Annotated in this window: 9 protein-coding genes; 1 reads left to right on the forward strand and 8 read right to left on the reverse strand. The window is 45.8% G+C overall.

The annotated features are described in order from the left end of the window. Nucleotides 1-47: 47 nt before the first annotated feature. Complete coding sequence (locus GO493_RS18865) at nucleotides 48-398, reverse strand: winged helix-turn-helix transcriptional regulator (protein WP_198315760.1); 351 nt, start codon at nucleotides 396-398, stop codon at nucleotides 48-50. Between the two features lie 104 nt (nucleotides 399-502). Between GO493_RS18865 and GO493_RS18870 the strand changes: the two genes are divergently transcribed. Next, nucleotides 503-1,273: an SDR family oxidoreductase gene (locus GO493_RS18870; RefSeq protein ID WP_157307785.1), complete on the forward strand. Its 771-nt coding sequence runs from the start codon at nucleotides 503-505 to the stop codon at nucleotides 1,271-1,273. Nucleotides 1,274-1,745: 472 nt separating this feature from the next. Here the strand turns inward: GO493_RS18870 and GO493_RS18875 are convergent, their stop codons facing one another. From GO493_RS18875 to GO493_RS18905, 7 genes are read right to left on the reverse strand one after another with little or no spacing between them, the layout of a single operon-like run. After that, nucleotides 1,746-3,968, reverse strand: coding sequence for a S9 family peptidase (locus tag GO493_RS18875; RefSeq protein WP_157307786.1), 2,223 nt, complete (start codon nucleotides 3,966-3,968; stop codon nucleotides 1,746-1,748). Next, entirely contained in the window at nucleotides 3,949-5,037 is a 1,089-nt protein-coding gene (locus GO493_RS18880) for a thioredoxin family protein (RefSeq protein ID WP_157307787.1), read from the reverse strand. The genes GO493_RS18875 and GO493_RS18880 overlap by 20 nt, the downstream gene beginning before the upstream one ends. A gap of 5 nt (nucleotides 5,038-5,042) precedes the next feature. Further along, nucleotides 5,043-7,340 (reverse strand): DUF5117 and DUF5118 domain-containing protein, encoded by a 2,298-nt coding sequence (locus GO493_RS18885; protein ID WP_157307788.1) that lies wholly within the window; start codon nucleotides 7,338-7,340, stop codon nucleotides 5,043-5,045. An 11-nt stretch (nucleotides 7,341-7,351) separates the two neighbouring features. Next, nucleotides 7,352-9,796 (reverse strand): zinc-dependent metalloprotease, encoded by a 2,445-nt coding sequence (locus GO493_RS18890; protein WP_157307789.1) that lies wholly within the window; start codon nucleotides 9,794-9,796, stop codon nucleotides 7,352-7,354. A 27-nt stretch (nucleotides 9,797-9,823) separates the two neighbouring features. Beyond that, complete coding sequence (locus tag GO493_RS18895) at nucleotides 9,824-10,759, reverse strand: putative zinc-binding metallopeptidase (protein ID WP_157307790.1); 936 nt, start codon at nucleotides 10,757-10,759, stop codon at nucleotides 9,824-9,826. Nucleotides 10,760-10,770: 11 nt separating this feature from the next. Next, a complete protein-coding gene (locus GO493_RS18900) occupies nucleotides 10,771-12,300 on the reverse strand; it encodes a RagB/SusD family nutrient uptake outer membrane protein (protein ID WP_157307791.1) in 1,530 nt (509 codons plus the stop codon). Between the two features lie 20 nt (nucleotides 12,301-12,320). Continuing rightward, complete coding sequence (locus GO493_RS18905; protein WP_198315762.1) at nucleotides 12,321-15,896, reverse strand: SusC/RagA family TonB-linked outer membrane protein; 3,576 nt, start codon at nucleotides 15,894-15,896, stop codon at nucleotides 12,321-12,323. Between the last annotated feature and the right edge of the window lie 23 nt (nucleotides 15,897-15,919).

Raw genomic sequence — 15,919 nt, forward strand, 5'->3', positions numbered from 1 at the left:
GCTGTTACTGTTGTAGCTACGCGATAGCGAAAAATTAATGATGCAAACTATTTCCCGAGAATTTCCTTCCGGTGCTTTATTCCCCATTCTGTGAGGTTATTGATGATGGTCTGCAATGTTTTTCCATGTTCAGTAAGCTCATACTGAACGGTTACAGGCTGGGAGTCTAAAACGGTTCGTTTAACCAGTTTGTTTAATTCCAGTTCCTTTAATTCCTTGCTCAGCATTTTGTTGGAAATACCATCTATATCATCCAAAATGTCGGAAAATCTTCTTTTGTTGTAATAGCAGATAGAGGAAATGATAGCTATTTTCCATTTCCCGCTTAATACGTCCATTGAATCCTGGACAGCCCGCATTTCATTTTTGTGTTCCTTTTCCAAATAATTGCACGTCATAAGTTACTTTGTTACTTCCAGGTTACTGTTACTTTTGGATACAAAGTTACCAAAATAAATTAGCCTGATCTAACTTTGCTCTCAGGAATTAAACAATCAGAAAAATGAGTAAACTAAAGAACAAAGTAGCAATAGTTACAGGCGGCAATAGCGGAATTGGATTCGGCATTGCGGAAGCATTCAGGAACGAAGGTGCGGTTGGCGCTATTACCGGCAGGAATGAAGCGACATTAGCCAGTGCTGCAGACGCATTGGGAACCGGTTTTATCGGCATTAAAGGAGATGTTACTTCTCTTAGTGACCTGGAAAATACATTCAAAAAAACAGCTGATAAATTTGGGAAGATCGACGTCCTGGTAGTGAATGCGGGCGGTGTAGTGGATGGATTTCCGATGGCTGCTATAACTGATGTTACTGAAGAGAATTATGACCGTTATATGGACCTGAATTTAAAGAGTGTCTATTTTACTGTACAAAAATCGCTTCCGTATTTAAATGACGGCGCTTCTGTCATACTTATCGGCTCAAGCGCTGCACATCGTGCGGTACCGGGAATGGCTATTTATAGTGCGGCAAAAGCGGCTATTATATCATTAGCTAAAGGTTTGTCGCTCGATCTGTTATCCAGGAAAATACGGGTGAATACACTTTCGCCGGGGTCTATCGATACGCCTGTATTTGGTAAGATCGTACCACAGGAACAGTTGGAACAGGTGAAACAGGCATGGACAGATATTACGCCTGCAGGCAGGCAAGGGCTTCCTTCTGACATTGGCCATGCGGCGGTATTTTTAGCATCTGATGATTCGGCTTTTATAGTTGGTACGGAGATACTTTCAGACGGTGGTCTCACCAATATCAGCCTGATGAAATAATTAGCTGTCTATTCGAAAAATGAGAAGCCGGTCATGCTGATGGAGCGGATAAATGCTTCAGTGCCCGGTAGATAATTCTACCGGGCACCGAAGCATATTTCAGCTGCTTTATTTAACTGTTTTCTTTTTTATCAGCGGGTTAAAGATCATAAAACTGATCAGCGCTGTTCGGGTCAGGAAGTGGAAAAGCCGGTGCAATTCTGGCCATAATGCTAAGTTTGGTTGGCATAATACTTAGCGGATTGGTACTTCGCTACTTTTTTGTGAACGCGATAGTGAACTGTAGATTTTCCTGGCAAGCCCTTTTGCTTTTTCTTTGGACAGATCGTTTTTCAGTTTAACTCTTATTCGCTTCTGGTTGCATACACTGGAGCATCCTGATCTTTGCCAGGAGGATGTTGTTAAACACTTCGTTAATGCCCTGATAGTTATTGCTGTCCGCAATATTGAAAAAGCCGGGCCGCCGGCAGCATCAGAAAATACCGATAAAATATTGCTTAAAATAATTCCTTAATCGTTGCTGGAAATACTCTTTATGTTTCCCTTCGTAGGTATGGCTCTGTCCCGGCAGCACCAGCATATCAAAATCTTTCCCCGCCTGTATCAGGGCATTTACCATCCTGTACGTATTACCGGGATGCACATTGGCATCCACTTCACCGGTTACCAGCAATAAATGCCCTTTCAGGCGCCCTGCCAGCTCCTGGTTGAGCGGTACGCTGAAGGAGAACGTGGAATCATCCTTTTGCTGTATTCCCTGGAATGTCTCTCCCCAGGTACGGTTATAAATATAGTTGTCATGGTTACCTGAAGAGGCTACTGCTACTTTATAAAAATCAGGATAAGTACAGAGAGCGGTAACTGCCATCATACCTCCACCGGAATGCCCGAATATACCAATGCGGGTAGTGTCGATAAACGGATAGCGGGCAGCCAATTGCTGAAGACCATATTTATCGTCAGCAAGGGCGTAATCACGCAACTGACCATATCCGTAAGTGTGATATGCTTTGCTCCGATAAGGAGATCCACCCCGATGTCCCATACATACAACGATGCAACCTGTCTGAGCCAGGGCAGTGTTGTTATAACGGTCCAATATCGTGAACTCCGACCATACGGTTTCTGTCTGCGGGCCGGGATATACCTGGGAGATCACAGGATATCTGTGCGCGCTGTCAAAATTGAACGGTTTCCACATGATCCCATAAAGATCTGTAACCCCGTCTGCTGCCTTTATTCTGAACATCTCAGGTTTCTTCCATCCATAACGGTACAGGCGGCTGATATCCGGCTTCCATACTTCCATGACCATCCTGCCTGAAGTACTGCGCACAATAGTACGTGGTTCCAGGTCTATACGGGAGTAGTTATCAACAAAATACTTTCCCTGTGGATCGATAAATACATGGTGGGTAGCATTCTCCGGCGTTAGCAGCCGGAGGTCCCGGCCTTGCAGGTCTACACTGTAAAGGAAAGCATAATAAGGGTTGATATCTTTCTGCCTTCCATATCCATAAAAGTAAAGTTTGCGGGCAACAGTATCTATTTTCGCTACCTTTCCTGCCGTCCATTCGCCGGCAGTCAGTTGTTTTTTCAGCTGGCCGTTTCCGTTATACAAGTAGTAATGCCCCCAACCGCTACGGTCTGACCACCAAAGAATATCTTCACCATCGTTAAGAATAGCGGCTGCAAAAAGATCCTCGTTGATATAAGGCCTGCTTACTTCATGAATAAGTACTTTCACTGCTGTATCCTGCAGGCTGACAGAGCAAAGCTCCATTTCATCGCGCGTACGTTTTTTCCGTACAAAGTAAACCTTACTGCCACCATACAGGACTTCCAGCTCCTGGTCCTTCCACCTGTTTGTATTGATACGGGTGAACGTACCTTTTTCTGCATCCCCCACAAACAGTTCGTATTGTGTCACTTCCTTATCGCCCGGCAATTCATATTTATATGTTTCTATACGCGGGCGGGGAGGATATAATGTATGTAACACAGACATGGTCCCTATCCGGCGGCGATCTTTCCGTATAACATAAAACTGCGCCGTACCTTTTATCCATACAGCATCAGTAGACGATTCACGGGTAAGCGATGTATCATCATCATTCAAATTGAAGGAATACCATAGTTCTCCGTCTGCAGAAAGCTTTGTCTCTGCAGAGTCTCTCAGCCGGCGCAAATAAAGGTTATGCCCTTTTGAGACCAGTTGCCATTTCCTGTCAGGAGAAAGCCCGGTGCGCCAGTCGGCATATTTTTTCTCATCTTGTTTGTTTTCTGTCAGCTTACCGGAAACCAAGTCATATTTATAACGGCTCTCTCTGTAGATTACCTGCATCCCTTCCCTGCGACTAACACCTGGCATGCTAACCCGGATAGCAGAAGTATCTATTTTTTCCTTTCGTAATTCATACAGCCTTGCTGCCAGGAACACACGGTCAGAAATAACACGTCGCGTGCCATTAGTCGGGTCTACCAGGTAATAGTCATTTTCAGCAGAATCTGAAGCACTGAACCAGAATTTATCAGTGTCCTTTATAAAAAAAGGGACTACTGTCAGCGATCCGACCTGCTTAGCCAGGTTAGGTGCATCGAAATAGCCGGCAGGATCTGTCTGCTGCTGAGCTGACAGTCCCACCGGCACAAGGCATAGGGTTGTCAAAAGGATATTAAAAGTATGTCTTAACATGATCAACCAGGAATCTGTTTTGTGAATGAGCAATAATGGTCTGCATGATCTCTGTCCAGCGGGGATATTTATCTTTCCTGTAAGCCGGGCACATAGCAATATAATCAAATGCTATATCCATGTTTTCACTGCTGAAATGCCCGATATTATCTGCCAGCAGGTTCATTACCTTCAGCGTATCGTTCTGGCAGGCGGCCTGTGCAATGTCCATCATAACCAGCAGGCTTTTCTTATCCGGCACCTGCGTATTCTTTATCTGCTTACGGTAAGAGGTGAAGTCTTCTGTTTTATACTTATAACTTTTCTGATAATAACCCCGCATGCAGTAGCCTGTCATTTTTCTAAAAACCCCGGATATTTTCCGGTTTACAGAATCAATGCCTTTTGCAGGAACAAAGTCTTTCCAGTGTTCTACCAGGTAGGTAAAATTTGTGCTATGTATGTCTGACAGCTCGCGGGAATGGTTATTTTCTCCGAACAGGAACCAGTTTTCAGGTGTGGCTTTTTGCTTGCGGGTCAGCATGTTAAAGTATTCCTGCGCCAGTTCCTGCCCTCTTTTCACTTCCCTCATTCTCAGCGTTTCCCGGATATATTCCCGCATAAGCGGATGCGAACGGTCGCCGGCTTCATAACGGCGGAAGATCTGCGCCTGCCGGTTATCCGGGTCCATCCCTGCGGCTGTTTTCTGCAGGAACTCTGCCGCCGGCATACCGCCTATAAATTTGTAGACCAGCTCTCCTTTCTCATTTAGCAGCAAGTAGGAAGGATATGCAGCTACACGGTATTTTTTACCTGCGGCCGGCCCTTCCCCTTTCTCCATATCCAGCTTAAGGTTAATAAAATGCTGATTAAAGAAATCTGCCACGGTATCCTGCGTGAACACATATTTTGACATTTCTTTACAGGGGCCGCACCATTCTGTATAACAGTCTACAAACAGGAGTTTGTTTTCCTTCCCTGCTTTTATCAACAGGTCTGCCAGAGAAACATGTTCAAATAAGATCTCCCTGTGTTGGGCAATGATATTATTACAGCAAAGCAGCAAAAAGAAAAGATATATCGTTCTCATTTTTCTCAGGCTTTTATTTTGTTAAAAAACTCCCGGTCGGCCTTCATCTTCATAAGTCTGTAATTTTCCCGGGTCAGTATATCCGCGTGCGTGTTTCCCAGTTGCTCCAGCTTTGTAACAGTGCTGGTCAGGTAATAGTGTAATAATATGTTGGCATCATTCAGTCCACCGGAAATATTAGCCTTAAATGCAGACTGTGACAATTCATAGATAAAATTGGCCTGCATGGTACGTTGGGCTGATGTTAATACCAGATCGCTACGGAAAGACTGAAAAACTTCTCTGTCAACAAACGCGAATAACTCCTTTACAGTAAAAGCCGTTTTACCAACAGCGGTTTCCTGGCGTACAAGGGCGCTCAGACGTTGCAAATCTGTTAGCTCCTTCAGCACTTTTACCTGCATGTGTACAAAAGCGTCTTCTATATCTATCACCCTGCCGCGTGGCGCGCCGTTCACTTTCATCCAGGCCGGAACTCCGCTAAATACATACCGGGACAGAAATTCCAGCACTTTGCGCTGGGTTTCCGCGTCGGTAAATGCAACTGTTTCACCTGTGCTCTCTGTACGTCTTGACACACCTCCGATCAGCGGAAGCACATCCATCACATATTTCTCGTAGGCTTTAATGGCTGCGCCATATAATGATCCATTACTGGAGTAAAGGTCTTCTGTGCCATCCAGTTGTTTGCTGATGGTATCAAGCCTGCCAAAGACCCTTTCGATGTTCCGGATACCAAGGCTGGAAGCTTCTATTTTGTTGGAAGACAGGTCAAAATGCTGAGTAATGGGGTCCTGCTTATTTTCTTCGATGAAAGGCCGGGGGGCTGGTGTTCTGCCATAGGCCCATTTTATGGAGGCTACATCGGCAACGCCAATATGGGGCTGGAGATATTCAACGGGTATACTATCTCCCGGCTGTACCAGGTAATTAAATTCAAGGTCGTCCATAATAGATGTCGCAAAGCTGTTAGACTTCAGCCAGGAAACATTGCGTAGTTGCGCAGGAGAGTAAGCCATACTTCCACTCAGGTCAGGTCTCAGCCCAAGTGCCTCTCCCATTGCTTTTGTCATTTGCCAGCGAAGGATAGCTGCCTGCACCTCCGGGTTCTTAATATTTTCCGTGATACGGTTGTCAACAGCTCCACACTGTACCAGGTATTTTGTCATCAGTTCTTCGGCAACTCCTTCAGTAATGTTGATACGGGCTGTAATAATCTCACCTGTTTCCGGATGTTCAACAGTAGCCACTGTTGTTTTCATAAAAGCATTTCCCCAGTTTACAAGGATGCTACCTGGCTTCAGGCGAAGGGCATCTCCGGCATGAACGATCCGGAGTACATCAGTATAGCCTGCCGCATGGAAAGCCTCATTCCAGGCAAGTATACCTTCCTCAATATATCTCCTGAAAAAATCAGGCGTATTAGGGTCTATAGCCACGGAGATCATTCGCTCAGGCGTAACCAGGGAGTCTTTACGGCGTTTTCCGGTACCGGATGGACGGATATCCCATTTGCGGACAAAGGTGACTTTACGGGCAGTATATGCCACCTTCCCGTAGTCCATATAGCTGAAGGTCTCAAATGCAGTTGTCTCTTCCGCCAGCTTGCGCGGCATTCTCTCTTGAGGCAACTGCTGGAACAACAGTTCCAGCTCGTATGTGCTGGCATTGTCCATATTCCGGCCTGAAACAAATTCTTTGTTAAAGTCAGTCTGTGAACGTTCAACAAGGAAACGTACTGCGTTATCTGCAGGCTGAACACTTCGCACGAGGGAGCGTTCAGGATCAGGCCTGCTAAGCGAGGGCATATCCGGAAAAGAGAACCAATCGCCATTGTCCGTGATCTGCCGGGTGATGTCGATAATATAGCTGTCCCTGTTCTTTCCGAGGGCTTCTATGCGGTAGCTGTAGTTAACAGGTGCCAGGTTGGATTTCTTTATCACAGCTTCCATATCTCCGTTCACGTCACCAGATGCAGCCTCACTGAAACGGACACGGGTAGCGTCGAGATGATTGTTCAGGCCTTTACTGAAGCGTATAATGCCGGCAGATTTAGCAATAGCTGAAGAATAGCCTTTTCGTACATACCCCATCACCAGCACATCCCTGCTGAGTCCTGAGACTGGTATTTCCAGGTAATATTTGTCATGCTTCAGGTATACGGGATAATCCCCATCTATCTTTTTTATACCATCTTTATTGAACTGATCGAATGAAAGTGGTTCTTTTGAGGATAGCTGCGCAACTGCTATGGCAGTAGTTATTAAAAATACGGCTATAGTTACCAGTGATTTTTTCATCATTAATGTTGATTTTATTGGCGTCCCAGCAATGTACCGGCATCACCCGTTTTCCAGATCTTTATCATATCGGCCAGTGATTGCAGATGCGCTTTGGTGAGCAGGTCGGCAGTCAACGGCAGAGCAACTTCACAGCGCATTTTAATCTTGTCTATCATCAGCATGAGTTTCACTGCTACATCATTAGGAAAAGCTGCAGGAGATTCAGCAATTGCGATAGCTTTTATAAGCAGGCCCCTTTGCAGTACTCTGTCAAATTCACTTACAGGTTGTCCATTCTGCAATTTTCCGAAAATGGCATCATACAGTTGGTTAAACAGGTCGTTTGTTGTAAATGCATTATTGCCGGTTACCAGTTCATTGGCGGCCAGTTGATCATACATCATGAGCAAGCGGGAAAGGGAATTGGAGAAAGGTTCAGCACCATCCCTGTCAAATTCGAATGCTGCCTTTTCCATAATGGAAGGTTCAAAAAGCCATCCGGGATAAGTGAGCAGATATTCTTTAAGGAAGACCATCGTTTCCATTTGTTTTTCATGGGATACGGGCAGGTATGCAGGCAGCCCCTCTTCCGGGCGGGCGTCTGCATTATTATAGCGTCCGCCTATATTCCGGAGGGCATGTGTAATGTAATTATGATAGCGGCCCAGCAGGCTTCTGTACTGCTGCCGGTAATGCACCGGATCTATTTCGGATGTTTTTGCCCATTCTTCAAAATGTTTCATGGTAAGGCGAAGGTTCCGCATACCGAGCCGGCCAGCCTTTACCGGATCATTACCAACATCTTCCGACTGGCACCGGGGATCATAGTGATCTGTTTCTTTTCCGAAGTGCAGGCGTACATCTTTCCGCTTTGCGGTTACCCAGTGCTCCAGGGAATCTGCTGCTGATTTGGGGGAATTGAATTGCGGAAAGTAGCGGTATCCCCACTCTATGGCAAACAGGTCATACACTCCTATTCCAGGTGTCAGTAAAGCGGCAGGCATATGGTCTTCCGGTTGTGCTACGTAGTTAAACCGCATATAATCCATTACGGAGGCGCCGAAGCCATTCTTTTCTACAAAAGCGGCGTTCCTGATGCTGTCTGTATCATAGGATGAACTGCCGGCAAAATTATGTCGCAGTCCCAGTGTGTGTCCTATTTCGTGAGTGATTACATTACAGACCAGGCGCCCCATCACTTCCCGGCTGAGAGGGTAACGGCGGGCAGCAGTATCGGTTGCAGCGCACATAGCAAAATACCACCGCTGTACCAGGTCCATAATATTATGGAACACGGCAACGCGGGAACTGATGATCTGTCCAGAACGGGGGTCGCACACTTGTGGACCGTAGGCATTAGGAATCGGCGATGCTTTATAAGAGATATAGGAATAACGGACATCTTCAGGCGAGTAAGAACTATCCTCTTCCGGAGATGGTTCCGGTTTAGCGCAGATAGCATTCTTAAAACCCGCCTTCTCAAACGCTTTCTGCCATGCATTTACTCCTTCCATGAAATAAGATACCAGGTAAGCGGGGGTATTATGGTCTATATAAAAAACAATTGGTTTTTCTGGTTCCACCAGTTCTCCTGCCTGGTACCGCTGTATATCTTCCGGCCGGGGGCGCAAGTCCCAGCGGGTAGCAAGTTGCACAATGCGGGGGTTGGTGGGAAAGTGATCAAGGTCTTTGATCCCTTTAGTGAAATACCCCACTCTTTCATCAGCGAAGCGTTGAGGCATAGGCGTAACCGGAAGCAATATCCAGGAAGCGCCTACTTCCCAGGCAGTGGATAGCGGAGTTGTTTTCTTTGGTCCTTCACTATTTGTAGCAGATGCAGGCCCCGGTCCATAGGTCCGCAGAGAGCGGAAATTCATGTTACCGGGAAAGCATCTGATACTGAGTATAGAAGATTTATCGGCTTCCAGGCTGCCCAGTCCCAGATCTTCTTTTGCACCCTTCAGTGCAAAGAGGTCGCCATCTCCTGTTAATATCTCCGTGAAATCTATCAATACAGAATGGGCTCCCCGGGCCTTTACAGGGAATGACAGCAAAACCGGCAGCAGGACATTTCCGGCTGGTCTGTAATACCAGGTTGCAGAATCATTCGCATTCATGAACAGGGGTTGTACCAGGTTAAGCCGGTCTCCTTCCTTTACAAACCGTACTATCCTTTCAAACACAGCATCTCCTGCATACCCGAAACGTTTTTCTGCCGGCCGCTCCTCCCGGGCTGAGCCTTGCACAATAGTAATGGCGCTGAGTATGTCCCGTCCCTGCAAACTGTCTGGTACTTCCATCAAATACCGTCCTTCCTGTATGTAAACATTGCACATACCGTAGTGGCGTTCTGCTTCTGGCTTAATATAGCTTTCAATCAGCGGAACGCTGTCTGGCTTTGCTATTCCCTGTACCTGTAAAGGCGGGGACATTGCTATCAGTATGGCAATAAGCATTAGTCTCTGTATAGTCTTCATGGTCTTTATTCCGTTATAATATATCTTTTACCGGGGAATGGCAGCATTGCCAATTGCCTGCAGGTCTACATTGTAATTATTGATGAAATAATTACGTACAATATTGTAACGCTGTCTTATTCTCCCGTTGGTATCCTTAGTAGAATTGAGAATACCCTTGAATGAGCTTATGGTATTAGCCTCCGCTGTTTTTAACATGGTTTCCGAACAGGTAACCATGGCCAGCATATAGGCATTCCAGTCATTCTGCTGCGTTGCTGACCAGTAAGTGGATATAGAGCCGTTTGTATATGCAGTGGCCTGGCTGGCAAAAGCAGTTGTATAGCTCGTTATCCGGGTAAATTCTACAACGGGGCTCACGGATTTACGTGCAAAGATCTGCTCCATGAATATTTTGGAAGTTTTCCAGATGAACGCCGCAGAATCCAATGCGCTTATATTTTCCACGTTCATATTTCCGAAACTTACAGATATATTATCATAGCTGTACCATGCATACACCTCTTTATCCTTTTTCAAGAAAGTAACCGGTGTGGTAGTAAAGTCAAAGCCCAGGTATACAGAATCAACAGAAGAACATAGCAATACTTTCGCTGGCAGGAACTCCTGCAGGAATTTATCTGAATAAAAACGAAACCATAATCTTCCGATCACATCCAGTTGTTTTGCCACATACTGTTCCCCGGACTGTTGCACAAGGAATCCGGACGACCAGTTTCTGGTAACTGAATCGTAAGCTGCATTCTTCCAACCGGAAGGAGTCCAATAAGCGTCCCTGTCCGTGAATTTATACAGCATATAAGTACCATATTTGTTATAGTAGTCCATGATCAGGGTATCATAGGAATGATTACCCTGCGGCAATGTATACGCCAGGCTTTCAGACGGCGTTAACGCTTCTTCTTTTTTACAGGCAGAGAAGAGTACAGCAGTAAAAACAAGTATATAAATGAGCTGTTTCATGATGTTGGATTTTAGCGGGGATTAGGTACCAGGTTGTTATTCCGTTCTATAGCAGTGACCGGGATGGGCAATGCATACAAAAGGCTGTTGGCAGGCAACGTATATACAGTACTGTTACCATCCGCATCAATGAAGGTATGCGTTACTGACAACCCCAGCCGTTTGATATCCGCCCAGCGGAAAGTCTCTTCAAGAGATAATTCCCTCCTGCGTTCAGCCAGGCTGAAGTTAATCAGTGAGTCAGCCTGTTGTATATCTACCTGTACGTAAGCGGTATTACGGGTGTCATAACGGCTTTCACGCAATGTATTCAGGTATTGCAGGGATTTCAGGCGATCAGCGTCATTTCCCTGGGATTTGAAGCGGCGGGACAGGGCTTCTGCTGCATTAATGTACACCTCCGCCGTACGGATCCCCTTCTCCCCCGGCGTAGGACTTAGCCCAGCCTTGGCGCCGCGTGACGGGTATTCAACTCCGTCCTTCGTATATTTATAAAAGTAGTAAGCATACCGCAGATCTCCCCTGCGATTATTATCCGGCCCTATTTCATACATATTACGCAGCTCATCAGATACGGCATAAGGTGCATGCAGACCAGAATAACTGGTTGGGAAAGGGAAGAATACCGTCATATTCTTGGAATTAGTACTATATTGCCAGATCACCTCACTGCTTCGCGCCTGTTCATAAATCCCAGCTATAGTAATAGTATTGGTGGCACTGATAAAATTTTTCAGCAAAGTTAACTGAGGACGTTCTGTTATAACTCTATCTGCATAGTCTATGACTTTATCCATATCTGCATCGAGACCACGGTAGAGATAAAAACGGGACAATAACGTATAGGCCGCAATATGTCCGACACGGAATGCATTTGGCGCTGTATAGTTTGCTTCCAGCAATGTGACCGCTTCCATCAAGTCTTTCTCCACCTGGTCAAAAGTTTGCTTCAAGGTGCTGCGGCCAACATGTTCATCACTGACCTGCATAGAGAGGATAAGCGGAACACCCAGTGTTGTGCCGGGATCAATACCTGTACCATTATAAGGAGCACAATAAAGCTGCAACAATTTGAAATAATAAAACCCCCTCAATAGTAGTGCCTGGCCGCGCAAAGCATTCTTTGCAACATCAGTACCGGATACTTTATCAACATAGTCAATAATGATGTTACATCCTTTTATCTTGTTATAACAATTCTTCCAGGCATTCAGTGACGATGCTGCAGTTCCTTGTGAGCCCTCCAGTTCCAGCGGATCAAACGAAAAGATCCCCTTACCATTCTCATAGTAACTCGAATAGGCTGTGTTCAGCTCTCCATTTGTAAGGCGAGGCATGCCATAGCTTTTAATATCGTCAGTAAGCATATCGGAAAAGTCTTCCATAGAAGATGAATAAGGATATGCATCACTGATCATTAATGCGTAAAGGTCATCGGTCGAGGAAGGTCTTATCTCGTCAGGACTGGTTTCTTCCAGGAATTTCTTACAGGATCCTGCCAGCAGGCAAACAGGTAAAAGATATATCAGTAGTTTCTTCATTTTCATTACTCATTTGACTATTAAAAACTGACGTAAGCGGAGAGTGTATAAGAACGGGTGCGTGGTTGCGAACCGGTAGCCACTTCTGCATCCCTTCCTTTGAAATCTTTGCTCACAATAGAGAAGAGTTGGGAAACACCTCCTGAAAGACTGAGATTCCGGCATCCCAGTTTTTTAACCAGCAATTCCGGGAAACTGTAAGCCAGTAACAGGCTGTTACATTGCAGCATTGAGGCATCCACCACCCTGGCAGTACTATAATTGTACATTTCATACACATTATAAGCCCTCCCACTGGGTAGCACAGTATTAGCTACCCTGTTGTCCGGCAGTCCTGGAAACTTTGCACTTGTATTAGCTGGTGTCCATCGCTGCAGGAGCTCAGTAGAAAGGTTTTCATACTCTCTTGGCAGCAAGGGAGAAAGGGCATAAGCCGGTGTCAGGAACCTTTTGCCGCCTACCTGCAGATAGAGGCTGGTAGACATGGTAAAACGTTTATAACGGAAACTCATACCCAGACCAGCAGTGAAATCCGGGTCAAGCTTGCCCATATAGCGCATATAGGAGGTAGGGTCGTTGGTAGAATCTGCATCCTTTGCCACGGAGAGGTCAATAACCGGTAAGCCGTTAGCTGGATTCACCCCTTTAAAGTCGAATGCCCAGAAACCGGTAACAGGATATCCTTCCTTATAATAGGCACCTGCAACAGCCGTCTTCCAGGTAGTGATCTGGGTACCTGTATGATTAATCTGGTTAAAATTCTTAGAAGAGTTAATACCTACACTCCAGGTAAAATCGCGGGTACGAACGGGTACAAAAGTAGCACTGACGTCCAGTCCCCTGTTTAGCATACTTCCTCCGTTAATTGGCATGCTCTCTACTCCATATTCGACCGGAACAGTCAGGCTAGTGATCAGATCGCGACCTTTCTTCCAGTAGTATTCCACGGTTGTCTGCACCCTTCCCTGGAAAAGGCTCAGATCGATACCCAGGTTGACAGAAGTATTTTTTTCCCAACGCAGATCAGCATAAGGTAACTTACTCAGGGTAAGCATGGATTCTCCCGTGAACTGGTCTACCACAGCCGAAGCAGGAGTAGTAGGTATCCTGAGTATCAGGTCGGGACTCACACCTGCAACGATATTCCGCTGGTAACCGAAGCTGGAGCGTAGACTCAGGTCTGACAGCCACGCGTTGCGCTCAAACCATTTTTCACGTGCTACATTCCAGCGTAAGCCTGCTGCCCACACAGGATTGAACTTTTCACCAGTAAATTGCCCGAAGCGGTTAGAGGCATCGGAACGTACGCTTACATTCAAAGCATAGCGGTTGTCATACACATAATTGGCAGTTGCATATAATCCGACATTATTCACAAGTGCATCAGTATAGACATGCGGCATTTCCAGCAACAATGGGTTGGCCACATTGGTGGAAAGATAGGTAAGGGGAAGCGTTGCAAAAGCCTTTCCCCGATAGTGAAGATATCCCAATGTACGGGAAGAGAAACCCTTTGCCCGGCTGCTACTAACCTCTTGTCCTATCATGGCAGTCAATGCATGCTTTTGCGCAAATACCCGGGAGTAAGAAAGGTTGTTACGCCAGTTCCAGGTAAGATTGCGGTTATTATTTTCATTGAATTCTCCTCCTACAGGAAGTTTACTGTTGATATACAACTGATCTGTAGGTTTGGCAGCCCCGTAATCATAGTTTCGTATTTTGGCAATGTACTCAGTACGTTCTGTTGCATAGGATTCCCCGACAGTATTGTTGGAATTCAAGCCAAACAATGTCTGGAAGCGCAGTCCCGGTGCTATTTCATAGGTAACGTCCATGCTGGCATTTGCAGACAATGTATTGGTGCGCAGGTTAGTATTGTCCCGCTCATTGATGAAATTATACAGGAAACCTGATGAATTGATATAATAACTCAGTGCCCCTTCTTCGGTATAAGCTTCCAGCGCCCTGTTAACCTTAGAAGCATAACCATAGGGATCAACTATATAGAAGCCGTTAGTAGTTTTATTTGTAGCTGACAGACGCAGCGAAGTATTCAATTTAGATGATAACCGGGATGTAATGTTTATGTTACCGGAATATCCTTTAGAGTCATTTCCCTTAGCAGTACCATTAGCAGTATTATACCCGAAGGAAGCATAATATCTCGTAGTGCCGCTCCCGCCGGAAATACTCAGGTTGTGGTTCACGCTTACCGGGGCCCTGAAAAGAATATCAAACCAGTCTGTATTCACTGTTTCCATCCTTGCCACTCTCCTGTCAAATTCTTCTGCGGTAATGCTTTTATTAAGATATTGAGACAGTGCACCTGCATACCCCACGTTATTGTTAACGGAATTAGATACCAGACCGCGTTCATATATCTCTTTGGAAACTGCTACCCTTTGTTTGGAGTTCATCATTTCCAGTCTGTTGTAATTCACCTTTTCAGTGATACTTGTATTCAGGGAATAATTGACAGTAGCGGGCCCAGGTTGGCCTTTTTTAGTAGAGATAACTATAACGCCATTGGCAGCACGTACGCCGTAGATAGCAGTAGCGGAAGCGTCTTTCAGCACAGTAATATCTTCAATATCGTTCGGGTTGAGCCAACCTATTGAGTTACCTACAAAATCACGGATATAATCGAAGTTGTCCCGGCTTACCTCTCCAAGCAGATTTAAGGTTGATGCTTTAAAGGGAAGTGGATCTTCCTGCACTATTCCGTCCACTACCCATATTGGTTCCTGGGAACCCAGTAAGGTAGAAGTACCCCGTACCCTGGTACGCTGCCGTACACCTGTCAGGCCGGAACTATTGGTTACCACTACTCCGGGCAATTTACCCTGCAGGGATTGTTCTATCGTATTTATACCATTCAGATAAAGCTCTGAAGCTTTAATGGAACTAACAGAGCCCGCTACGCTGGACTTGCGTAGTACCTGGTAACCGGTAATCACGGTTTCATCCAGGGAAGTCACAGCAGGCGTCAGTTCTACCATAAAGTCTCCAGAAGCCAGCCGGGTAAAGCGCCCGCCTCCCGAAGTCATAGATTTACCCGTGCTGAGCTCAGTAAGCTTTGAAGCCTGTACTTCTATACGGGCATATCCTATATGGGAAATAATCAGTATATCTTCCGGCGAGGCATTGATGGTGAAACGGCCCGCTGCATCAGTGAAAGCACTTACGCTTTTCCCTTTCGCGGTAATAGTAGCTCCTATCAGGGGCTGTCCTGACTGACTTGTGATCGTACCGGTAACCGGGCCTTTTCCCCTGAATTCCATCGGAAATATAGGTTGTGCCGATACAGTTCTTGTCACTACAATTGTTTTCCCCTGTATGTTCCAGGTGAACGGCTGGTTGCGGAGCAATTCTGACAATGCATTGCGCAGCTCCGTGCCATGCCATTGCACGTTTACAGGTTGCGCAGTTTTCAGATCGGCATCGTCATAAAAGAATACATAGCCTGTTTGCTGTTTAATAACATCAAATACTTTTTCCAGCCTGGCAGACTTTGCGCTGTAGCTGACCAGCTGGGCTTTGGTTGCTGCACTGAGGTGAATAAATGCCCCAAGCAATAAAATGGTTGTTAGCTTCATGACTAACACGATTTTGGTTGATA

Origin of the sequence: Chitinophaga tropicalis (genome assembly GCF_009758205.1) — a bacterium.
GTDB lineage: Bacteria > Bacteroidota > Bacteroidia > Chitinophagales > Chitinophagaceae > Chitinophaga > Chitinophaga tropicalis.